The organism is Paenibacillus puerhi, assembly GCF_009846885.1.
In the GTDB taxonomy this organism is placed as follows: Bacteria; Bacillota; Bacilli; order Paenibacillales; family NBRC-103111; genus Paenibacillus_G; species Paenibacillus_G puerhi.
Map to the genome: position 1 here is coordinate 184,031 of NZ_WUWM01000005.1, position 21,012 is coordinate 205,042.

The 21,012-nt window shown below is 53.8% G+C and carries 25 protein-coding genes; 18 read left to right on the plus strand and 7 right to left on the minus strand.

Features of this window, described 5'->3' with window-relative positions; genetic code table 11:
* The first annotated feature begins 236 nt into the window (after window positions 1-236).
* From metG to GSF01_RS06435, 5 genes are all read left to right on the plus strand, one after another.
* Window positions 237-2,276 (plus strand): methionine--tRNA ligase, encoded by a 2,040-nt coding sequence (gene metG, locus GSF01_RS06415; RefSeq protein WP_159882194.1) that lies wholly within the window; start codon window positions 237-239, stop codon window positions 2,274-2,276.
* Window positions 2,277-2,455: 179 nt separating this feature from the next.
* Window positions 2,456-3,442 carry a metal ABC transporter substrate-binding protein gene (locus GSF01_RS06420; RefSeq protein ID WP_159882195.1) on the plus strand — a complete coding sequence of 329 codons (987 nt, stop codon included), beginning with the start codon at window positions 2,456-2,458 and terminating at the stop codon, window positions 3,440-3,442.
* A gap of 33 nt (window positions 3,443-3,475) precedes the next feature.
* Window positions 3,476-4,258 (plus strand): metal ABC transporter ATP-binding protein, encoded by a 783-nt coding sequence (locus GSF01_RS06425; RefSeq protein ID WP_159882196.1) that lies wholly within the window; start codon window positions 3,476-3,478, stop codon window positions 4,256-4,258.
* A gap of 58 nt (window positions 4,259-4,316) precedes the next feature.
* A complete protein-coding gene (locus GSF01_RS06430; protein ID WP_159882197.1) occupies window positions 4,317-5,120 on the plus strand; it encodes a metal ABC transporter permease in 804 nt (267 codons plus the stop codon).
* Between the two features lie 31 nt (window positions 5,121-5,151).
* On the plus strand, window positions 5,152-5,859 hold the full coding sequence (locus GSF01_RS06435) for a cytochrome c biogenesis CcdA family protein (protein WP_159882198.1): 708 nt from the start codon (window positions 5,152-5,154) through the stop codon (window positions 5,857-5,859).
* Between the two features lie 9 nt (window positions 5,860-5,868).
* Here the strand turns inward: GSF01_RS06435 and splB are convergent, their stop codons facing one another.
* Window positions 5,869-6,927, minus strand: a complete 1,059-nt coding sequence (gene splB, locus GSF01_RS06440; RefSeq protein ID WP_159882199.1) for a spore photoproduct lyase — start codon at window positions 6,925-6,927, stop codon at window positions 5,869-5,871.
* A gap of 201 nt (window positions 6,928-7,128) precedes the next feature.
* Between splB and mntR the strand changes: the two genes are divergently transcribed.
* Window positions 7,129-7,551, plus strand: a complete 423-nt coding sequence (gene mntR / locus GSF01_RS06445; protein WP_159882200.1) for a transcriptional regulator MntR — start codon at window positions 7,129-7,131, stop codon at window positions 7,549-7,551.
* 162 nt (window positions 7,552-7,713) lie between these two features.
* The gene (locus GSF01_RS06450) at window positions 7,714-8,733 is read left to right on the plus strand and encodes a patatin-like phospholipase family protein (RefSeq protein ID WP_159882201.1); all 1,020 of its coding nucleotides are present in this window, start codon (window positions 7,714-7,716) and stop codon (window positions 8,731-8,733) included.
* A 26-nt stretch (window positions 8,734-8,759) separates the two neighbouring features.
* Here the strand turns inward: GSF01_RS06450 and GSF01_RS06455 are convergent, their stop codons facing one another.
* Window positions 8,760-9,035 (minus strand): hypothetical protein, encoded by a 276-nt coding sequence (locus GSF01_RS06455; RefSeq protein WP_159882202.1) that lies wholly within the window; start codon window positions 9,033-9,035, stop codon window positions 8,760-8,762.
* 31 nt (window positions 9,036-9,066) lie between these two features.
* On the minus strand, window positions 9,067-9,936 hold the full coding sequence (locus tag GSF01_RS06460) for a DUF1385 domain-containing protein (RefSeq protein WP_407945746.1): 870 nt from the start codon (window positions 9,934-9,936) through the stop codon (window positions 9,067-9,069).
* A gap of 212 nt (window positions 9,937-10,148) precedes the next feature.
* Between GSF01_RS06460 and GSF01_RS06465 the strand changes: the two genes are divergently transcribed.
* The 5 genes from GSF01_RS06465 to GSF01_RS06485 all read left to right on the plus strand — a co-directional run bounded on the left by GSF01_RS06465 (window position 10,149) and on the right by GSF01_RS06485 (window position 13,291).
* The gene (locus tag GSF01_RS06465) at window positions 10,149-10,661 is read left to right on the plus strand and encodes a YqhR family membrane protein (RefSeq protein ID WP_159882204.1); all 513 of its coding nucleotides are present in this window, start codon (window positions 10,149-10,151) and stop codon (window positions 10,659-10,661) included.
* 102 nt (window positions 10,662-10,763) lie between these two features.
* Window positions 10,764-11,210, plus strand: a complete 447-nt coding sequence (gene aroQ, locus GSF01_RS06470; RefSeq protein ID WP_159882205.1) for a type II 3-dehydroquinate dehydratase — start codon at window positions 10,764-10,766, stop codon at window positions 11,208-11,210.
* 2 nt (window positions 11,211-11,212) lie between these two features.
* Window positions 11,213-12,286 (plus strand): M24 family metallopeptidase, encoded by a 1,074-nt coding sequence (locus GSF01_RS06475; RefSeq protein WP_159882206.1) that lies wholly within the window; start codon window positions 11,213-11,215, stop codon window positions 12,284-12,286.
* Between the two features lie 30 nt (window positions 12,287-12,316).
* Complete coding sequence (gene efp, locus GSF01_RS06480; RefSeq protein ID WP_159882207.1) at window positions 12,317-12,874, plus strand: elongation factor P; 558 nt, start codon at window positions 12,317-12,319, stop codon at window positions 12,872-12,874.
* Between the two features lie 81 nt (window positions 12,875-12,955).
* Entirely contained in the window at window positions 12,956-13,291 is a 336-nt protein-coding gene (locus GSF01_RS06485) for a hypothetical protein (protein WP_159882208.1), read from the plus strand.
* Between the two features lie 348 nt (window positions 13,292-13,639).
* Here the strand turns inward: GSF01_RS06485 and GSF01_RS06490 are convergent, their stop codons facing one another.
* Window positions 13,640-14,110 (minus strand): GreA/GreB family elongation factor, encoded by a 471-nt coding sequence (locus GSF01_RS06490; protein WP_159882209.1) that lies wholly within the window; start codon window positions 14,108-14,110, stop codon window positions 13,640-13,642.
* A gap of 266 nt (window positions 14,111-14,376) precedes the next feature.
* On the opposite strand from GSF01_RS06490, the gene GSF01_RS06495 reads away from it, so the two are divergent.
* The 5 genes from GSF01_RS06495 to GSF01_RS06515 all read left to right on the plus strand — a co-directional run bounded on the left by GSF01_RS06495 (window position 14,377) and on the right by GSF01_RS06515 (window position 18,362).
* On the plus strand, window positions 14,377-15,183 hold the full coding sequence (locus GSF01_RS06495) for a GNAT family N-acetyltransferase (protein WP_159882210.1): 807 nt from the start codon (window positions 14,377-14,379) through the stop codon (window positions 15,181-15,183).
* A gap of 73 nt (window positions 15,184-15,256) precedes the next feature.
* Complete coding sequence (locus tag GSF01_RS06500; RefSeq protein WP_159882211.1) at window positions 15,257-15,976, plus strand: DUF1361 domain-containing protein; 720 nt, start codon at window positions 15,257-15,259, stop codon at window positions 15,974-15,976.
* 18 nt (window positions 15,977-15,994) lie between these two features.
* Complete coding sequence (locus GSF01_RS06505) at window positions 15,995-16,327, plus strand: antibiotic biosynthesis monooxygenase family protein (protein ID WP_159882212.1); 333 nt, start codon at window positions 15,995-15,997, stop codon at window positions 16,325-16,327.
* Between the two features lie 235 nt (window positions 16,328-16,562).
* Window positions 16,563-17,006: a flavodoxin gene (locus GSF01_RS06510; RefSeq protein WP_159882213.1), complete on the plus strand. Its 444-nt coding sequence runs from the start codon at window positions 16,563-16,565 to the stop codon at window positions 17,004-17,006.
* Window positions 17,007-17,102: 96 nt separating this feature from the next.
* Complete coding sequence (locus tag GSF01_RS06515; protein ID WP_159882214.1) at window positions 17,103-18,362, plus strand: aspartate kinase; 1,260 nt, start codon at window positions 17,103-17,105, stop codon at window positions 18,360-18,362.
* A gap of 1 nt (window position 18,363) precedes the next feature.
* Here GSF01_RS06515 and GSF01_RS06520 read toward each other — a convergent pair whose 3' ends face one another.
* The 3 genes from GSF01_RS06520 to comA all read right to left on the minus strand — a co-directional run bounded on the left by GSF01_RS06520 (window position 18,364) and on the right by comA (window position 20,572).
* Window positions 18,364-18,828 carry a DUF441 domain-containing protein gene (locus GSF01_RS06520; protein WP_159882215.1) on the minus strand — a complete coding sequence of 155 codons (465 nt, stop codon included), beginning with the start codon at window positions 18,826-18,828 and terminating at the stop codon, window positions 18,364-18,366.
* A gap of 70 nt (window positions 18,829-18,898) precedes the next feature.
* Complete coding sequence (locus tag GSF01_RS06525; RefSeq protein ID WP_159882216.1) at window positions 18,899-19,660, minus strand: 2-phosphosulfolactate phosphatase; 762 nt, start codon at window positions 19,658-19,660, stop codon at window positions 18,899-18,901.
* 36 nt (window positions 19,661-19,696) lie between these two features.
* Window positions 19,697-20,572: a phosphosulfolactate synthase gene (gene comA / locus GSF01_RS06530; protein WP_159882217.1), complete on the minus strand. Its 876-nt coding sequence runs from the start codon at window positions 20,570-20,572 to the stop codon at window positions 19,697-19,699.
* A gap of 140 nt (window positions 20,573-20,712) precedes the next feature.
* Here comA and GSF01_RS06535 point away from each other — a divergent pair, with 140 nt between their 5' ends.
* Window positions 20,713-20,988, plus strand: coding sequence for a YqhV family protein (locus GSF01_RS06535; RefSeq protein ID WP_407945745.1), 276 nt, complete (start codon window positions 20,713-20,715; stop codon window positions 20,986-20,988).
* The last annotated feature ends 24 nt before the right edge of the window (window positions 20,989-21,012 follow it).

The following is a 21,012-nucleotide window of genomic DNA, read 5'->3' on the forward strand; positions in this document are numbered from 1 at the left end:
GTCCCGGAGGATATGGGGGTGAGCTGCGCCGCGTGCGGGTAAGCCTTCATCGCATTTCCAGCGTTACGGGAAGGTCATTATGACCGCTGAGCCTTGCCGGGCTGCGGTGCGCCGGATGAACACGGAGCATTCGCTGGGCAGGGGAAGTTGGGTGGTACCACGTGAGCGATGCTCTCGTCCCAAGAGGACGAGGGCTTTTTTGTGTTCAATGATGCAGATCAAGAGGAGGCCATATGATGTCCAACAACACGACAGGCAAGCCAAGCTTTTATATCACAACCCCGATCTATTATCCAAGCGACAAGCTGCATATCGGTCATGCCTACTCGACGGTAGCAGGCGACGTACTGGCCCGCTACAAGCGACTGCGCGGCTTTGACGTCAGGTATTTGACGGGCACGGATGAGCATGGTCAAAAGATCGAGCGCAAGGCTCAGGAGGCCGGTAAAACTCCCCAGCAATTCGTCGACGACATCGTGGCCGGGATTAAAGAGCTGTGGAGCAAGCTGGACATTTCCTATGATGACTTCATCCGGACGACCGAGCCCCGCCACAAGGAGGCGGTAGAGAAAATCTTCACGCAGCTGATGGAGCAGGATGACATCTATCTGGGTCATTATGAAGGCTGGTACTGTACGCCGTGCGAGTCCTTCTTCCTCGAAAATAAGCTCGTGGACGGCAATTGTCCGGATTGCGGCCGTCCCGTGGAGTGGGTGAAAGAAGAAAGCTACTTCTTCCGGCTGAGCAAATACGCTGACCGGCTGGTCGAGTTCTACGAGTCGAGCCCCGACTTCATCCAGCCCGAATCCCGCCGCAATGAGATGATCAACAACTTTATTAAGCCGGGGCTTGAGGACCTCGCCGTCTCGCGCACGACCTTCGACTGGGGAATCCGGGTGCCCGGCAACCCGAAGCATGTGATCTACGTCTGGATTGACGCGCTCTCCAATTATATTACGGCGCTCGGCTACGGCAGCGACGACGATACGGCCTACCTCAAGTATTGGCCGGCGGATGTTCATCTGATGAGCAAGGAGATCGTCCGCTTCCATACGATCATCTGGCCGTGTATGCTGATGGCTCTCGGCCTGCCGCTGCCGAAGAAGGTATTCAGCCATGGATGGCTGCTGATGAAGGACGGCAAGATGTCCAAGTCCAAAGGCAATGTGGTGGACCCGGTCACGCTGATCGACCGCTACGGCTTGGACGCACTTCGCTATTACTTGATGCGCGAGGTGCCTTTCGGCTCGGACGGCACCTTCACGCCGGAAAGCTTCGTGGAGCGCATCAACTTCGATCTGGCCAATGATCTGGGCAACCTCCTGAGCCGGACGGTCGTCATGATTGACAAATATTTCAATGGCATCGTGCAGCCGTATATCCCGAATGCGACCGAATTCGATGCTCCGCTGCTGGAAACCATGGAGAACACCGTGGCTAAGGTTGAAGAAGCGATGGAAGGCCTGGAGTTTTCCGTTGCGCTCTCATCGATCTGGCAGCTGGTCAGCCGGACCAACAAATATATCGATGAGACGCAGCCCTGGTCTCTGGTGAAGGATGAAGAGAAGCGGCCCGTGCTCGGTTCTGTTCTGTACATGCTGGCCGAGTCCCTGCGGATCACCTCGGTGCTGCTGCAGCCGTTCATGGTCGGCACGCCGCGTGCGATGTGGGCCCAGCTCGGCATCGTGCAGGGGGAGCTCACCGTATGGGATACCATCCATGCCTTCGGAACGCTGCCTGCCGGCACGCAGGTGGTCAAGGGCGAAGTGATGTTCCCGCGGCTTGAGGCGGAGAAGGAGATCGCCTTTATTGCCTCGTCGATGGGTTCGAGCACGGGTCAAAGCGACGCCGCTGCGCCAGATGCGAAGCAGGAGCCGGCCTCCGCTGAGAACGCTGCGGGCAAGCCTGCCGCAGACGGATCCTCCTCCCTGACGGAGGACGAAGAGCGAGCTCCAGAAATCTCCATCGACGATTTCTTCAAGGTCGAGCTCCGCGTCGCGCAGGTTATCGCCGCCGAGCCGGTGAAGAAGGCTGACAAGCTGCTGAAGCTGCAGCTTGATCTGGGCTTCGAGCAGCGCCAGGTTGTATCCGGAATCGCCAAGTTTTATACCCCGGAGCAGATGGTGGGACGCAAAGTTATCTGCGTAACCAACCTGAAGCCTGTCAAGCTAAGGGGAGAGCTGTCCCAAGGCATGATCCTGGCCGCTTCCCAAGGGGATCAGCTGACGCTGGCAACGGTGGCAGAGGATCTGCCTAACGGTTCCATCGTGAAGTAAGATAAGAGGCGCCAAACGCCCTCCGCTCCGAGCGAGTTAGACCGCGCCGGAGCGTGAGGGTGTTTTTGTCTTTTCGTAAAAACTACATTTAACGTTGACAAGTAGGGGGCAGAGCTTTATAATCAGCCTAGTTAAATGAAAATTATTACGATTTACATTCATGGTGGAGGGAATTATTCATGTCGCGTTCTTCTAAAAAACGTTTTATATGGTCGGCTGCGCTCGTTATGGCTTTAACTTTAATGCTGTCAGCCTGCGGTCAACCCAAATCGGGGCTGGTCAGCGGTAAGGTCAATGTCGTGACGAGCTTCTATCCTCTGTACAACTTCGCCTCCGAGATCGGCGGGGATCATGTGCATGTGATCAACCTGGTCCCTACGGGCGTCGAGCCCCACGACTGGTCGCCGAAGAGCCGGGATATCAAGCATATGACCGACGCCGAGCTGTTCGTTTATCTCGGGGCGGGCTTCGAGGGATGGGTGCACGATGCGCTCGACAGCATGAGAAAGGATGCCAAAGTCAAGGTCGTGGAAGCGAGCCGGGGCATCAAGCTGCTCGAAGGCGGCGAAGAGGAGCACGGCCATGGCGAGGAGGAGGAGCACGCCCACGGCAAAGAGGAGAGCAAGGCTGCGCATGATCATGGCTCGCACGATCCGCATGTGTGGCTGTCGCCTCTCAACGCCAAGCAAATGGCGGCGACGATCAAGGACGCTTTTGTCGAGGCGGACGCTGCCCATAAGCAGGATTACGAAGCGAATTATAAAGCATTAGCCGACAAGCTTGATGCGCTGCATGCCAAGTATGCCTCACAGCTCGCCACCGTATCGAAGAAGGAAATCGTTGTGACTCATCAGTCGTTCGCTTACCTGGCTAAGGAATACGGATTGACTCAGAAGGCGATTATGGGGCTGTCCCCGGATGCCGAGCCCACTTCCAAAGAGATGAAGGGAATTCTTCAATTTATTAAGGACAACCAAGTGAGCTATATTTTCTTTGAAGAGCTCGTATCGGATAAAATGGCCAAAACATTAGCCCGAGACGCAGGTATCGAGACGCTGGTGCTCAACCCGATCGAGGGCTTGACGGAAGAGCAGCTGGCTCAAGGCGAGGATTATATATCGCAGATGGAGAAAAATTTGAATAATTTAATAAAAGCGTTAAAATAGAAGGGACACCTGAACCGCTAAGGAGCCTCGCTTATGGAATTGAATGCTCATTCCGGATGTCATCAGCAGATCGTAACGATCGATGACGTCTTTTTTTCTTATGAGAACAAAACGGTCATCAAGGACCTGAGCTTCTCTGTTCTGGAGAGGGACTTTGTCGGCGTCGTAGGCTCCAATGGAGCCGGGAAGACGACGCTGCTCAAGATGATCGTTGGACTGCTCAAGCCGACCCAGGGCCAGATCCGTCTCTTCGGGCAGCCGTTGTCCTCGTTTCGCGATTGGGAGCGGATCGGCTATGTGCCGCAGAAGAATGCGCTGAATCCGCTGTTCCCCGCGACCGTGAGAGAGGTGGTAACCTCCGGCCTGTATAACAAAAAAACGCTGCTGCGACGGTTAAGCGCCGCCCAGCGCAGCAAGGCGGACGATGCGTTATACGCGATGCGCATCGAAGATTTGGCTGACCGGCGCATCGGTCAATTGTCGGGAGGGCAGCAGCAGCGCGTTTTCCTGGCTCGCGCGCTCGTGAACAGCCCGGAGCTTCTCATCCTGGATGAGCCTACGGTCGGCATCGATGCCGAGACGCAGGCTGGCTTTTTCCGGATGATCCGGCATATGCATGAGCATCATCATATTGCTTTTATGATGGTGTCCCATGATCTGGATATGGTGCGGTCGTATATCGGACCGGAGCCGGAGCGGCGCAACGGAGGGCTTAGCTTCTATGTCAAGCATACGCATGCTCCCGAGAACTGCCGCGAGACGGACTTGTCCCATTCCATGCGGCAATTGCGGGAGACCGCTGAAATATTGACATAGCACAGCTTGGCGGAACCAAAAGTGCCGGGGCATAGTCTTAGTTTGGGAGAGAAACCACTTGGATATCGTAACCGAATATTTTTTTCAAAGGGCGCTCATCGGAGGTGTTCTGATCGGGCTGACTGCGCCGCTGATGGGGGTTTTTCTGGTGCTTCGGCGCTTGTCGATGATCGGGGATACGCTGGCTCATGTCTCCATCGCGGGCGTGGCGCTGGGCTTCCTGATCAACGTATATCCGACGGGAGTCGGGCTGCTGTTCGCGCTGATCGCTTCCTTTGCCATTGAGCGGCTGCGTAAAGCGTACAAGACGTATGCCGAGCTTTCGATTGCCATCATTATGTCCGGAGGCGTAGCGCTGGCGACCCTTCTTTTTACATTGGGACGGGGCTTTAATATCAATGTCATGAGTTATTTCTTCGGCAGTATCTATACCCTGGACAATACGGATCTGTGGGTGGTCGGGGGCGTTGCGGTACTCGTAACGGTATTCGTGGCGATCAACTACAAGGAGATGTTCCTGCTGTTCTTCGATGAGGACGCCGCGGGAGTCAGCGGTCTGCCACTGCGTTTCTACAATATAATGATAACGATGCTGACGGCGCTCGTCATCAGCGTAGCGATCAAGATCGTCGGGGCGCTGCTCGTATCGTCGCTGCTTACGATTCCGGTGGCCTGCAGTCTGCTCGTTGCCCGCAGCTTCAAACGATCGATCTTCTGGTCTATCCTGTTTTCGGAGGCCGCTGTCGTGCTCGGTCTGTTCGCCGCGGGCATCTGGGATCTGGCGCCTGGCGCGACGGTCGTGCTGATGCTTATTGCCATGCTGATCGTCATCATGTTCGTCAAGAGAGGCCTGCGTTCCTAAGAAGGGATGGAGGCAAGGAGGAGGGGGAAGTATGGAATTGAACGTATGGATCGCGTTGTGGGCAGGCTTGATATCCTTCATCTCGCCTTGCGTGCTTCCGCTGTATCCGTCATTCTTGTCCTACATAACCGGAGTCTCGGTCGGACAATTAAAGGATGGGCAAAACTCGAAGGAAATCCGATTCAAGCTGATCACGCATACGCTGTGCTTTATTCTCGGGTTCAGTATCGTTTTCTACAGTCTCGGGCTTGGAGCGAATGTGGTCGCTACAACTTTCTTCGACAATCGGGATCTATTAAGACAGCTATCCGCCATCTTTATTTTCGTTATGGGCTTGTTCCTGCTCGGCATATTCCGGCCCCAGTGGCTGATGAAGGAGCGCAAGCTGCAGATCAAAGCGAAGCCCGCCGGCTATCTGGGCTCCGTGCTGATCGGGATCGGCTTTGCAGCCGGATGGTCCCCTTGTATAGGGCCGATTTTGTCCGCGATGCTGGTGCTGGCGGCCAGCGAGCCGAACGCCTGGCTTCCCTTAATTACCGCTTACTCGCTCGGCTTCGCGATTCCGTTCTTTATACTGGCCTTCTTTATCGGATCGACCAGATGGATTCTGAAGTATTCCTCGTTGATGATGAAGGTGGGCGGGGGCGTCATGGTCGTGATCGCCTTGCTGCTCTACACGGATCAGATGACCCGCATTACGATCTGGCTGCAGAGCATTACGCCCGCCTGGATTGGCTAGCCTTGCCTGCTAAGTAAAATACTCGATCCGGGCCTCGGGGAAGCTCTCGAAGATGCGCTCCGTGATAAACTCCCGGAGTGCGTCCGCCTGCTCGTCGGGATATACGTACTTGCCCTGACCCCAGCGTCCCCATTTATACTTCCGCTTCGCTTCATCCATTTCGAGCTTTGACTTCGGATAGCGCTGATTAATGATGGTTTTGGCGGTTTTGGTGAAGCGGTGCTGGATCAGCTCAAAGGTCAGATCGGAGGTTGCTTCCTGCGGGAGCGCCTCTTTTAGTTTGTGCAGCAGACCGGCATAGCCGTCCTCCCAGCCCTCATGCCAGATGATCGGAGCGATGATGAAGCCCAGCGGATAGCCGGCCTTGGCCACTTTGCCCGCTGCTGTAATACGCTCCTGAAAGCTCGACGTGGCGGGCTCAAAATGCTTGATCACATAATCGGCGTTTACGCTGAAGCGGAAGCGAGTATGGCCGTTATGCCGGGCGTCGAGCAGCGGCTCGACGTGATGAAACTTCGTGACGAATCGGAGTCTTCCGAGCGGCTGCTTGCCCATAAATTCGATATATTCCTTCAGCGAGCCGGAAATATGCTCCAGCCCTACCGGATCGGAGGTACAGGCCGCTTCAAACCGGGTGATCTCGGGCGCCCGTTCGTCGATGTACTTCTGAGCCTGTTCCAGGATTTCGTCGGTATTCACATAAACCCGTACGTAGGGTTTAGCGCCCAGGGTTGTCTGCAGATAGCAGTAATGGCAGTGCGCCATGCAGCCTGTTGCAACCGGGATGGCATATTCCGCCGACGGCTTGGATGTATCGAACTTCAGTGTTTTTCGGATGCCGACGACAAGGGTTCGCTTCGCGATCCGATATTTCTCCAGATCGCTTTCTCCCGGGAGATTGGTGATCCGGTTGTGGGATGTCGTCATCCGAATCGGCAAACCTTCGCGCAGGGCCCATTCGTGGATTCGTTTGCCCTTGGGGAAGTCCAGAGCAGCCGGCTCGAAATATACGAGCTCGGGTACAAAAACCTGCGTTTGCCGGACCTGCGGCAGCAATTCGGTTGTCATGCCGGATATCCGCCTCCCTTTGCTTGATATAGGGCTGGACTTGCTTTACGCCGGAAGGCTATGATATAGTTAGTAACGCTTATCCGGCCCCCTTAGCTTGCTGCAGGAGCGAATATTCGACTCCTGGAAATTTCGATAAAGGGTACATACCGGATTACCATTGTCCAAAGATTACGGTTTTGGAATACAGGAGGATACTAGATGGCTACGCCGAGTATGGAAGATTATTTGGAGAAAATATACAAATTGATCGACGAGAAAGGCTATGCGCGCGTATCCGACATTGCAGAAGGACTGGAAGTGCATCCTTCTTCGGTTACCAAGATGATTCAGAAGCTGGATAAGGATAACTACCTCATCTATGAGAAGTACCGGGGACTGGTGCTGACGTCCAAAGGACAGAAGGTCGGCAAGCGTCTGGTCGACCGCCACCAGCTGCTGGAGCAGTTTCTGACGACGATCGGCGTAGCGGAAGAGAACATCTATAAGGATGTCGAAGGGATCGAGCATCATCTGAGTACCGATTCGATCACCTGCATCGAGACGCTTGTCGAATACTTTCGCAGGGATGCTTCCCGGGGAGAAGAGCTGCTGAAGCTCAAGGCTGAGCTTGAAACGGAATAGCTCAGTAGCGCATTCATATATAATATAGAAGCCTAGAAGCTTTGATCCGTCATACAGGGTCAAAGCTTTTTCGTTGTTTCGGGCCGGACATAGGTACAACCCGTATCCTCATACAATAAATCACGGAAAGCGTCGCTCGGCTGGTGGGGAGAGGGGATGCGTATGAAGATTAACGCCGTGTTTCAGGGCGGGGGGGTCAAGGGAATCGCACTCGCTGGGGCCGTTTCGACGGTGGAGAAGCTGGGCTATTCCTTTCATCAGGTTGCGGGCACTTCATCGGGAGCTATCGTCGCTTCGCTGGTGGCGGCAGGCTACCGGGCCGACGAGCTGCGGGATATTATCGAGTCTACGCCCTTTAAGTCCTTTTTGCAGCGGGCTCCTATTTTTAATGCAAGAGTAGTCGGTCCTATGGCTCGTCTATTTATCAAAAAAGGGCTTTATTCCGGAGAGGCGCTGGAGCATTGGGTGCACCGTCTGCTGCTTGCGAAAGGAATTCGGACTTTTGGCGATCTAAAGCCGATGCAGCTCAGGATCATCGCGTCCGATATCTCGGACCGAAAGCTCCTGGTGCTTCCCGATGATATCGAGCAGTTTGGGATCGATCCGAAAAGGCTCATGGTCGCCAAAGCCGTCAGGATGAGCACGAGCATCCCGTATTTCTTCGACCCGGTCATTATCCGCAGGAAGAAGCCTGTGCGGACTCCAGGGGCTACATTTGCCGATCAGTTCGCTTATATCGTGGATGGAGCGCTGCTCAGCAACTTCCCGCTGTGGTTATTCGATCAAACGGATCCTCCGAAGGCGGAGAAGCTGATACCGACAATTGGGTTTCAGCTCGTCGGCCGAGGAGCCGCCAAGCCTAATCCCGTGCGCGGCCCGCTTTCCATGCTGAAGGCTTTATTTTCGACGATGCTCGATGCGCATGACGATTATTATATTCAAGAGAACAATAGATTTCGAACGGTCAAGATTCCGACTCATGGCATCGGCATGACGGATTTCGACCTTTCCCCGGAACAAAGCAGAGAGCTGTTCGAAGCCGGGAAGCAGGCCGCTGATAAATTTTTCAGCAAGTGGAAAATCAGCGAGTACACCGAGCATTATTATTCGCATGTGTGCCAGATACCTCTTCCTGTTCAACCCGTTAACGTGGTAACGAAAGAAACAATCAAAAAAAACTGACCTCGAGGAGGCCAGTTTTTTTGGCATTAATGGTAGCTTGGCGGGTCATCCTGCTTGTCCTTATTGCCGGGAATCACGCGGAACGTGGCGTTTTTGCGCTTGCCTTTGGCAAACCGGCTGCCAGGGGGCGTCCGCTTAGGACGATTCCAAGTATTCGGAGGAAACTTGTACAGGAAGAAGATAGCTCCAAATATAAGAAGCGGTAAAAGGAATGCACTGGGATTCATGAGCAGGCTGGCAAGTACACCGATGGCGATTAGGCCGAAAATCACATAAGCAATCGTGTTGTTCCGGTTTCTCATTCCTTGAGACCTCCTTTGCCCTAGATAGTATTTAACCCAGTTGACGATCGATTTCACGCATCCGGTTGAAGGAGGCGATCGATACCTCGACTTGCGAATCATCGGGTTCCTTGGTCGTCAGCAGCTGCAGCCAAAGACCGGGGTAACCCAGATAGCGCAGAACGGGTACCTCTCTCAGCGAATTGGTAAACCGCAGTGCTTCGTAAGAAACGCCGATGACCAGCGGAAGCAGGACGATTCTTTGTACGATGCGTTCGATAAATGAATTATATTCGAAGAACGAATAAATAACGACGCCGATCAGCACAGTGAATACGATAAAGCTGCTTCCGCAGCGGTAGTGAAGCGTATTAAACTTCTGCACGTTCTCAACGGTAAGCTCCATGCCCGCTTCATAAGCGCTGATAACCTTATGCTCGGCCCCATGGTATTGAAACAGCCGCTTGATCATCGGGGTTAGGGAGATAAAGTAAATATAGCCGACAAGCAGAATGATTTTGATCAGCCCTTCGATCAGATTATGACCGATTTGATTCGTGAACATTCGGCCAAAGATCACTTGCTCAACAGCGGTAGGGACTAGCGTAAAGACGAATTTGCCGAACAGGAACGATAGAATACCGATAACGGCAACGCCCAGTATCATCGAGATCCGGCTTCCGACGGTTTCTTTCTTTTCCTCTGCAGCCTCGCCCTCTTCCTCGGCAAATACCTCCGCGGCGAAGTTAAGATGCTGCGCTCCCTTGGCGCTTGCCTCGACAATGCCTACGATTCCCCGGATGAAAGGGATCTTCTTCAAGGCTTGCACCCATGGAATCTCTTTCTTGGGGACTTCCAGATACTGAATCGTTTGATCCTTGCGGCGGACGGCTGTAACGTGAACCGTCTTCCCGGCGAACATGACGCCTTCGATGACGGCTTGACCGCCGTAAACCGCTTGCTGCTGATTATTCGACAAACCGCTGCACCTTCTTTAATTATTCATCTTTGTGCTCCGCACACTTTTTTATTGTAACGAATCGGAGCTTATAATGCTACTTGTTTATAGGATGAAGTTTTGTACATACTATGCAGACATGCGGGCGACAATGAGTTAAGGAAGGGAGTATGGTCATGTCGAGGAGCCATGGGAAGCCAGTCAGGACTGGCAAATGGTCATTTGCGCTGTATATCGGATTTTTTGCCGGTCTCGTATGGGGCGGGATCAAAATCATTCAAAACTATTTCCATTTTACATCGCTGCCGCCCGGATTTATGCTGGAGCCGTTCTTTCTGCACAAATTTCTGCTTTCGCAAGCGGGCTTCTGGATCGGCTGGGCAGTCTTTACTTTATTCTCGGTTATCGCTTCTCTGCTGTATGCGCTGATACTGGCCAAGGCGAAGGGGCCCTGGTACGGACTTGGCTACGGGATCATGTGGTGGATCGTCATATTTCTCTTCATCGGGCCGATAACGGGCATGACGAAGTGGATTGCTTATATGGAGCTGAATACGGTAATAACGGAGTTTTGCCTGTTCGTCCTGTGGGGATTGTTTATCGGCTATTCGATCAGCTTCGAGTTCACGGACGAGCGCAGCCGCGAGCCTGACGACTCGAAGGAAAGGAAAGAACCGGAGCCTGCCTGAGCGGAGTTCACGGGATGAAAACAAAAAAAAGTTCTCAAACCGGGGAAATCTATGGTAAAATGGCTTAGCGTATGCTTGGTCTGCGGTAAGGAGGACGATCTGGTGAAACAAATATTGCTGCTAAACGGGCCGAATTTGAATATGCTTGGCATTCGGGAGCCCGGCGTTTATGGAACGCTGACGCTTCAGGCGATCGAGGATAAGCTGAACCGGCTTGCCGACAGCCTGGGAGTCGGTCTGGAATGCTTCCAGTCCAACCACGAGGGCGAGCTGATCGATAAAATTCATAGCGCCTTCGGGACGAAGGACGGCATCCTTATCAACCCCGGAGCCTTTACCCACTACAGCTATGCGCTGCGCGATGCGATCAGTACGGTCGCTTTGCCTGCCGTTGAGGTACATATTTCGAATATTCATAAGCGAGAGGCTTTTCGGCATGTTTCTGTGATAGCGCCTGTTGCGGTCGGACAAATTGCCGGCTTTGGCGCGGATAGCTATGAACTGGGTCTTCAGGCGTTAGTCCATTATGTTAACCGTGCGGAGGGATAGCTATGCAAAGCGTGCGATTGAATCGGCTTCGGGGATTGATGGAGCAGCAGGGATTAGAAGCTCTGTTGGTCACGAATGCTACGAACAGGCTTTATATGACCGGATTTACCGGATCGGCGGGTTATGTGCTGGTGACGGGGCAGCGTGCTGTTCTGTTGACCGATTTCCGGTACATGACGCAGGCTCCCCAGCAGGCTGTCGGCTATGAGGTGATGGAGCATGCTTCGAGCCCGATGGACACGGTGAGATCTATCCTCGGTACGGAAGGTCTGGGGAAGCTCGGCTTTGAGCAGCAGGATGTGTCGTATGGCGCCTATCTGGCTTATGGCCAAGCTCTTGCCGGGATAGAGCTTGTCCCCACGGACAAGCTGATCGAGACGCTTCGCCTTGTCAAGGACGATACGGAGATTGCCGTTCTGCAAGAGGCGGCGGATCTGGCGGATCGCACCTTCCACCATATTGCGGGACTGCTGAAGCCGGGCCTGGCCGAGCGCGATATTGCACTTGAGATCGAGCTGTTCGTTCGCAGGGGCGGGGCCGCTTCCACTTCGTTCGAAACGATCGTCGCTTCAGGCGAGCGTTCTGCGCTGCCTCACGGGAAGGCGAGCGATAGAATCATCGGTTCGGATGAGTTTGTCAAATTGGACTTTGGCGCGTATTATAAAGGGTACTGTTCCGATATAACGCGCACGCTCTTCGTAGGCAAGCCGTCGGACAAGCATAGGGAAATCTATGACATCGTACTCGAGGCACAGCTTGAGGCGCTGGCCCGTATCCGGCCCGGCATGACCGGCCGCGAAGCGGATGCTGTCGCCCGCGAGGTGATCAAGCGGCACGGCTATGGAGATTACTTCGGCCACGGTCTCGGTCACGGCCTCGGGATGGAGATCCATGAGGAGCCGCGATTGTCCCCTACGGGGAATATCATACTGGAGCCAGGCATGGTCGTCACAGTGGAGCCGGGCATTTACTTACCGGGCTTCGGAGGCGTAAGGATTGAAGATGACATTGTGATCACGGAGAACGGCAATCGGCGGTTGACGCAATCAAGCAAAGACTTGGTTGTGATTTCATAAAGGGTTACATCTCAGGGAGGTTTTTTAAAAGTGATTTCAGTTAACGATTTCAAAACAGGCTTGACGATCGAAGTAGAAAACGACTTGTTTACGGTTATTGATTTCCAACACGTGAAGCCGGGTAAAGGCGCAGCGTTCGTCCGTTCCAAGCTGAAAAATCTGCGTAACGGCAATACTGTTGAGCGGACGTTCCGCGCTGGCGAGAACGTCAGCCGTGCCCATATCGAGAACCGCCAGATGCAATATTTGTATGCGAGCGGCCAAGAGCATACGTTTATGGATACGGAAACCTTCGACCAGATCAGCCTGGACGAGAAGCAGATCGAGTGGGAATTGAACTTCCTGAAGGAAAATATGAATATCAATATCATGAGCTATCACGGCGAAATTTTGGGTATCAACCTGCCTAATAGCGTAGAATTAAAGGTCATCGAAACAGAGCCTGGGATCAAGGGCAACACGGCTCAAGGCGCTACAAAGCATGCCAAGGTCGAGACAGGTCTTTCGGTACAAGTTCCGCTCTTCATTAATGAAGGCGACGTCCTGTTGATCGATACCCGCGAAGGCGACTATATCTCCAGAGCATAGAACACCATACACCAACGCACGAGAACAAGCCGCTACCCGTCCGGGTGCGGCTTGTTCTCGCTTGAGCAAGGAGAGCTCGATATGGAAAAAACCTTGGTTAAAGGAGCGGTCTACAGCTTTCTGATAGGCCTGCTTCTCGGATTAGTTATTTTCCCGGATCCGGATTCGTCGACCGTCAGATGGATATGGGGCTTTAGCATCCATGTGACTAATGATAAGCAATACATCATCCAACTGCTCAGGTTCGCTTCGTTTATCAGCCTGGTCACGCTGGCGGTGATATGGCTGAAAAGCCGGTTCGTCATTACGGATAAGAAAACCGGCTTAGGTGAATTTATTAAAGGGATGATTGTATCCTTTCTAGTCGTCCTGCTAATCATTGTGATTGTGTCCATGTTAATCTCGGTGTTTGTATAATCAGGCCTGGAGCTGAATCCTGGGCCAGCAGCGGTACGTGCAGCACCGCCATAGATTGAACGGCAGGGAGCAGACTCTTGTGCTTTGCCGATGTTTGTCATGATCATCGTAAGCTTGCCGCAGCTGAGGCAGCATGTTGGCCGATAGCCAGCGCACGATCAGCCGGGTAAAGTGGAGTTTCGCGAAAAATATCCAAATCGAAAATCGCTCCGAAACAAGCTCGGAACGGAAGTACATGTTACCGATAGGCATCTAGAAGGCCAAGGAGCCTCCCGGCTATCGTAAGCTTTTGAATGAGGTTCAGTCGCATTAAGGGTTACATTTCCGGCGGAAGCCGGCAGGTCGCTCTTAGGACCCGAGTCGCTTGCCTCCATTGGGGGCCGCTACAGGCTCATCGGCAGGGTAGATCTGTTCGATACGGACATGAAACGTCTCCAGGTTCGTTTCCACCGTCACCACGTCCCCGGCCTTACGAAGCAGCAGCTTCTCTACAACAGGGGATACGAATGAAATCCGGTATTCCTCGGGATCGGCTTGATCGGGGAACACAATGGTGAAGGTATCGGAAAGACTATCCTCAAGGTAGGTGATCGTTACGCGGCTCCCGATAAGCACAATGTCGGGCCAAGCCTCGTCCGGCGTTGCCAGCATTCGTTCCAGGGCATGCGTATAGGAAGACAAAAGCTTGCCCATCTGAGTGCGCCTGGTTCCGTAATCGGGAAAATAAACGTCGAGAAAGCGGTTCCTCTCGTCGCTAAGCTGAATAAGCTGCCGGACGTACTGCTCCCGCAGCGGATGGAAGGCTCTGCTAGGGTTCATAGTAGATATCACCTCCTATGTGTCTGGTGCGCACTTTGGCGAAGCTTAAACCGGGCTGTTTCATGACTGTTTCCTCCCTCATGGAATTAGAAAACTTGTGTTGAACGAACAGGCCTCTGCGGAACAGAGGCCTTGGATCTATTGTATCAAATCCTTGGAAGAAGTCCAACACCGTTCGCCCGGGAGAAGCCTGTCCTGAGGAGAAGATGACAAATGAATCGGGATGGTATATTTTAGAGGAAGCACGAACGGTAAGGGGGAGAAGCATGGCCATCTTGACGGAATCACTGCTGCGTGCGATCGAGCGGTCGGAACTTGACTATATGACTGACCGGATGACGGCCGTACGGGAAAGGGAGGGCAACCCCGAAGGGGTGGAGCTTTGCGCCTTCGGTCACGCTCAAGCCTTCTACAGCCGTACGATGGGCTGGCCGGCCTTCAATACCGTAAAGGGAATCAGTGACGAGGAGCTTCCCCTGCTTGAGGAAATCTATAAGTTCTATAAGTCACGCGGACGCAAGCCGCAGATCGAAGTCGTACCGACCCGGGCGGGAGCCCCGCTGTTAAGCAAGCTGCATAGTCTTGGCTTGCGCCAGACCGGCTTTCATACGTCGTTGTATGCGGATCTGTCGGAGCCCTGCGAGCCTGCCAGCCGTTCCTCGGATATTCAGATCAAGCCGCTTACGGAAGCGGAGGCGCAAGCCTATGCCGCCATCCATTGCAGAGGCACCGGACTTCCGGATGAAGGCATTCCCTATGTGGCGGACAATAACCGAGTACTGATGAGACGGCCCGGCTGGTTGTTTTATATGGCGCTGTATCAAGGAGAACCGGCTGGAGTCGGCGTTCTTTATGTGAAGGGTACTACGGCATCGCTTACGTTTGCCGCAACTTTGCCGGAGCTTCGCGGCCGGGGGATTCATTCGGCTCTTCTGCAAAGAAGGCGGGAGGAGGCTGAGGCGCGCGGCTGCTCGTTACTGGTGTCGCAAGCGGCTTTCCTATCGCCAAGTCAGCGGAATATGGAGCGGATCGGCATGAGAATCGCCTATACGCGAGCTACCTGGAGCGAATAACATTTCGGCGCCGGCATAAGGTTTCGTGAGAAAAAGAACTGCCGAACGATGCAGGGTGCAAGAAGGAGGCAACATGAAGAAACGTATATGGAAACCGTATCCGGCCGTTCATGTTCTGTTGGCCTTAACCGTGTTTTGTGCTGGCACCAGCATGTTTTTGCGGTTCAGAACAGGGACGAACGTGTATAATTCCCTACTCTGGGATATCTTTCTTGGCTGGGTGCCTCTGATGCTAGCTTTGATTATCATGGAAGTTGTCGGCAGAGCACCTGTATGGGCAAGTCGATTGACATTGCTTGTCGTGGGAGCGGCTTGGTTTTTCTTCCTGCCCAATGCCTCTTACCTGGTGACGGAGATGATCCATGCTTTCAGGTATTTTAAGCCCAATCCCTATACGACCTTTTGGCTGCATACGGATTTCTGGCTCAGTCTAATTTCGGCTTTTGCGACCAGCTTGCTGGGGCTTATGCTTTTTTGCCTATCCTTATACATCGTTCACAGGCTCCTAAGCGACCGAATCGGGCGATGGTACGGCTGGCTCGGCGCCATCATGATGATAGGGATCAGCAGCATCGGGATCTATATCGGGCGCTTCATCCGCTGGAACAGCTGGGATGTGATATCCGATCCCGGGTCCATCCTGAGAGATATGCAGCAGATCGTCACGGACGAGAGGTCCGGGAAGTTTATGCTGGCCTTTACGCTGCTGATATTTTTCGTGCAGGCGTTTACCTATTTGTTTTTCCACGCCGTGGCGGCTTTGGGGGCAAGTGGCAAGAGCGAGAGAACCTAGACCGAAGGGGAGAAGAACATGATATTGGAAGTCGCTATTCTTCAGATCAAGCCCGGTACGGCCAGTGAGTTTGAATCGAGCTTCCGCAAGGCGTCCCGACTTATTTCCTCGATGAGGGGGTATGTTCAGCACGAGCTGCAGAAGTGCATAGAGACCGAGAATAAATATGTGCTGCTAGTTCGATGGGAGACGCTGAAGGATCATACGGTCGGCTTTCGGGGCTCCGCTGAATATCAGGAATGGAAGGAGCTGCTCCATCACTTTTACGATCCGTTCCCCGAAGTGGAGCATTATATCCAAATCAACCTGGGTCAAGAGCCTCTTTCGTATACTCATCTTAAAAGATCATAACGACAGGCTTTCATAGCACCGTATGAAGGAAGACCCTTCGGGAATTAATTTCCGGACGGTCTTTTCTTTAGGTTCAGGAAGTAGGAGGGTAATCGTGAAAAAGTTATGTTGACAATGATAATCATTATCAACTATGATCGAGAAGTAAGAGGCTGCCTTCATTTGGTAACAGCCCTTGCTTACGCTGCTAATCATAGAAAAAGGGACTAAGCCTCCCTGAACATTGGAGGGTGCCATGAGTTCGATTATCATTGTATATGCGAGCATGACGGGAAATACGGAGGAGATGGCGGAGCTGATCGCGGAAGGGGTCAGATCGGCGGGCATCGAGCCTGTTTTGAAATCCGTGCTGGATGCCAGCGCCTCCGAGCTTGAGCAGTATGCAGGTATTATCCTCGGGGCCTATACGTGGGGAGATGGCGATCTGCCTGACGAGATGCTTGATTTCTATGAAGAGATGGACGATATCCGTCTGGCTGGCCGTAAAGCGGCTGTTTTCGGCTCGGCGGATTCCTCGTACCCGGTCTACGGCGGCGCCGTGGATACGCTGCTCGATAAGCTGAAGGAGCTGGGCGCGGAGGTAGAGCTGGAAGGCTTCAAGGTTGAGCTAAGCCCGTCTCTGGGAGAGAAGGAGCAGTGCCGGCAGCTGGGAAGCAAGCTGGCGGCCTCACTGAGCTAATTGAAAAAGTTCGACAATTGTCTATTTCTATGAGAGCAGCCCTTATGGTATAATTCATCCTTAGTTATGCAAAAGTTTGTGTAGGGAGTGAGCAGCTTGGCTCTTATAGTAATGAAATTTGGCGGAAGCTCGGTAGGGGACGCTGAACGGATGAAGCGGGTGGCCGGACGTATCGTCGAGCGGCACCGCGAGGGGCATCAATGTGTCGTCGTCGTATCCGCGATGGGCGATACGACGGACGATCTGATCGATCTGACGAAGCGGATCGGCGCAACGTCGCCTCCGGCCCGGGAGATGGATATGCTGCTGTCAACAGGCGAGCAGGTTTCCGTGGCCTTACTGGCTATGACGATACATATGCTCGGAGAGACGGCCGTTTCCTTCACGGGCTGGCAGGCAGGCATCTATACGGAAGCGGTCCACGCGAAAGCGAGAATCACCGATATTCAGCCAGCCCGCGTGCGTCAGGCGCTGGATGAGCGGAAGATCGTGATCGTGGCGGGCTTCCAGGGCATGTCGGAAGAAGGCGAGATCACGACGCTAGGACGAGGCGGCTCCGATACGACGGCCGTTGCCTTGGCCGGGGCGATCCAGGCCGATGTGTGCGAAATTTTTACGGACGTGGACGGCATCTACTCGACCGATCCGCGGATCGTCAAGTGCGCGCGCAAGCTGAAAGAAATTACGTACGACGAGATGCTGGAACTGGCGAATCTCGGGGCAGCCGTGCTTCATCCGCGTGCGGTCGAGTACGCCAAAAACCATAAGGTGCAGCTGGTCGTGAGATCCAGCTTCAATCATAATGAAGGCACGAACGTGAAGGAGGAAGCAGCGATGGAGCAAGGAATTGTGGTCCGCGGGATCGCCTACGACAAAAACGTGGCCCGCATCAGTATTTTGGGGGTAGAGGAGAAGCCGGGGCAGCTCGCCAAGGTATTCACGGCGCTGGCCAAGGACCAGATCGATGTAGATATTATCGTGCAGAGCGGTGTGACGAACGTTTCCGCCGATTTCTCGTTTACCGTATCGCTGAGCGATCTGGACAAAGCCCTGAATACCCTTGAAAGCATCCGCAGCTCCGTAGGCTTCCGCGAGATTACTTCGGAGAACAATCTGGTGAAGGTGTCGATCGTCGGAGCCGGCATGGTCAGTACGCCTGGCGTCGCCGCCAAGATGTTCGAGACGATCTCGGATCTCGGGATCAGCATTCTGATGGTGAGCACGTCCGAGATCAAGACGTCCTGCGTCATCGAGAACGAAGGACGCCTGAACGAGGTTGTCCAGGCGCTTCACACGGCTTACGGTTTGGATACGGATTCGACTGTATTCGTCGGAGGACCGGCTGACCGCCGTTAGTCTAGCGGAGCTTATCGAAGAACAAGGTAAATGCCTTCAATAAGAATGCGGTAATCCCGGCGGCCATTAACGGTCCGACCGGGATTCCTTTTAGGAAAATGATGCCGAATATAGAACCGATCACGAGGCCCACAATCATTTGCGGGTCTATTTTCAGCAGCTCCAAGCCTTTACCGTTCATATAAGTGGCGATAGCGCCTCCCAGCAAAGCAAGGATACCCGGCCATGTGGTGAACATGGAGGTAACGTCCTTGATCGAGATTTTCTCGCTGGCGAACGGCACCAGAACCCCCATCGTCAGAAACAACAGCCCCAGCTCTAGTCCTCGTCGTTCGATGCTCGGCAAAAACCTCTCCAGACTGATCAGCTTGATGATCAGCAGCACGCAGGCTGCCGTCGTAATAATATGCGAGCGACCGAGCAAGCCGATAATAATGAGCGCAACCAGCAAAATGTCTCCATTCATGGCACAGTGCCCCTTGTCCCTAACTTATCTACTTCATAAGTGTATGAGCCTGTTTGCCATTTAGAACAAGCTAGCGGTGAAGCGGCATCTCGGCCTCAAGCCGTCCGTTGCGCACGATCGGAGCGTACTCCAGCACGTTCACTTGGGCGCAGTAGACGATGTCTTCGTGAAATCCGATCTTCTTCAGCCTTTTGCCGTTCGAGCTGGAGAGAAGCGCTTCCTCCAGATTGTCGCGTGCGTGTCGGTACGCTAGCAGCATGGACAGGCCGAAATCATCTATCGTGACTGCGTCTGTGCCTGCAGCGGAAGAACGGCGGGGCCAGCCGTCCGCCTCCAGCTTCAACAGCTCTTCTACGATCAGACCGGCGCATAGGCCGTCCTCCAGGGCGAACATATCCTGTGTGCCTGCACATAAGATGACGACATCTTCCGACAGCGCAGCTGCCTTGCGCGCGCATGTCCTGGCGTTCAATAGACTGCCTATCAGCACATGTGCGGCTTTGGACGACTTCTGAATGGCGCGGGTGCCGTTGGTTGTGGTCAGTATGATGCTTTTACCCTCTACGCGATCGCTCGTATATTCCAAGGGCGAGTTGCCGAAGTCAAAGCCCGGAATTTTCTTGCAGAAGCGTTCGCCGCCCAGCAGCTCTCCCGGCCGCTGCATGTTTTTCGCCTGATTCACCGTTTCTACAGGAATGAGCTGCATGCATCCGGAGTCAATCGCCTTCAGGATGGTCGAAGTGGCCCGCAGCACATCGATCACGATTACCGTTTTATGCTGCAGATCGTCTCCTCTGGCTTCATTGACACTGGAGATGACTTGAATATGCACGTTCGCTCTACCCCCTCGTTCCGTAAGTCTGTCTCATCAGATGTGGTAGTACCAAGCCGGCTCCGCAGCTTCCTGCAACCTCCTGGGCATGGCAGCTATTGGCTTCGCCGTCTCGCACATTGACTGTGATAAGGTATCCGATCTAAGGCCGCGCCGGAGCGCTTCAAGGCTGATGACCTCGGCCGGAGCAATATTCCCCAGATGAATGCCCGGGCCGAGGCGCTTGAGCAGATGGACCTGCTGCTCCTTATGCGGCGCTTCCCACAGCAGGATATCGGGACTCGGCACCTGGGAGAGCACCCGGTCGAGCTCTTCGTCCCTACAGTCGCCCTTCTCGTCATAGATGCCTACGCCCCGGCCGGATTCCCTTCCCTCGATGGTTACCAGCTCGGCCCCCAGCTCGGAGTCAATCAGCACGGTCTCGATCAGCTCCTCCAGCTCGATAGTCGATCCCCAGCCCTTTTTCCCATATTCGGTAATTACCGTAAATCCCGAATCCACCCCTCTGCGGATTAACTCGCTGCGCAGACTGCGCGGCACCTCGATGGTGCCGTCAGATATTTCCAGACCGTTGAATCCCAGATAGGCCAGCATATCCATGTAATGATCCACGCTTTGCTGAACAATTGCGACCTCCAGAAACGTGCCGCCCGGATAAATGAGAAGGCCGCTCGCTTTGGCCATTTCTATTTTTTTGCGCAGCAAGGTCGTTTCATACAGCGGAGAGGTACCGAAGCCTATTTTCAGCATATCCATATGGGGGCCGGCGGTTTGCAGAAGATCCTCCAGCGCGTGTAGTCCAAGACCTTTGTCAATCACCATCGTTTTGCCGGCCGTACGCGGTTTACCGGCTCGCTGCCCAGTCGGGTCGCCAAGCTGAGAGTGCCATTGCAGCGGAGTTGAAACCTCCATAACTATCGCCTCGCTATACTCAGGTTTGGAATCATGAGTCATCATATGCGCGTTGGATTGGGGAGGTGCCCGGATAGCCTAAATGAAGACGAGCCAGCATACAGTGTTAGGGAAGACTTGGAATGCGAAGGGAGTGCTGAATGTTGGGTGTGATTCATAAAATCGTCCTCGGGATGGCTGCGCTGCGACTATTGTCCGGCTGTATCGAAATTTTCGCAGCCTTGCTGATGCTTCGCTTCAACCAGATCGAGAAGGCGCTGCTCGTCAACTCGGGGCTTGCTCTGGTCGGACCGCTCGTGCTGCTCGCTACGACGACGCTTGGGTTGGTGGGACTTGCGGATAAGCTGTCGTGGGGCAAGATGCTGTGGGTGTTTGCCGGCGTCAGCTGCATCTTTATCGGAATCTTAAAAAAGTAAGTAGCATAGTCATAGTTTCCGGAT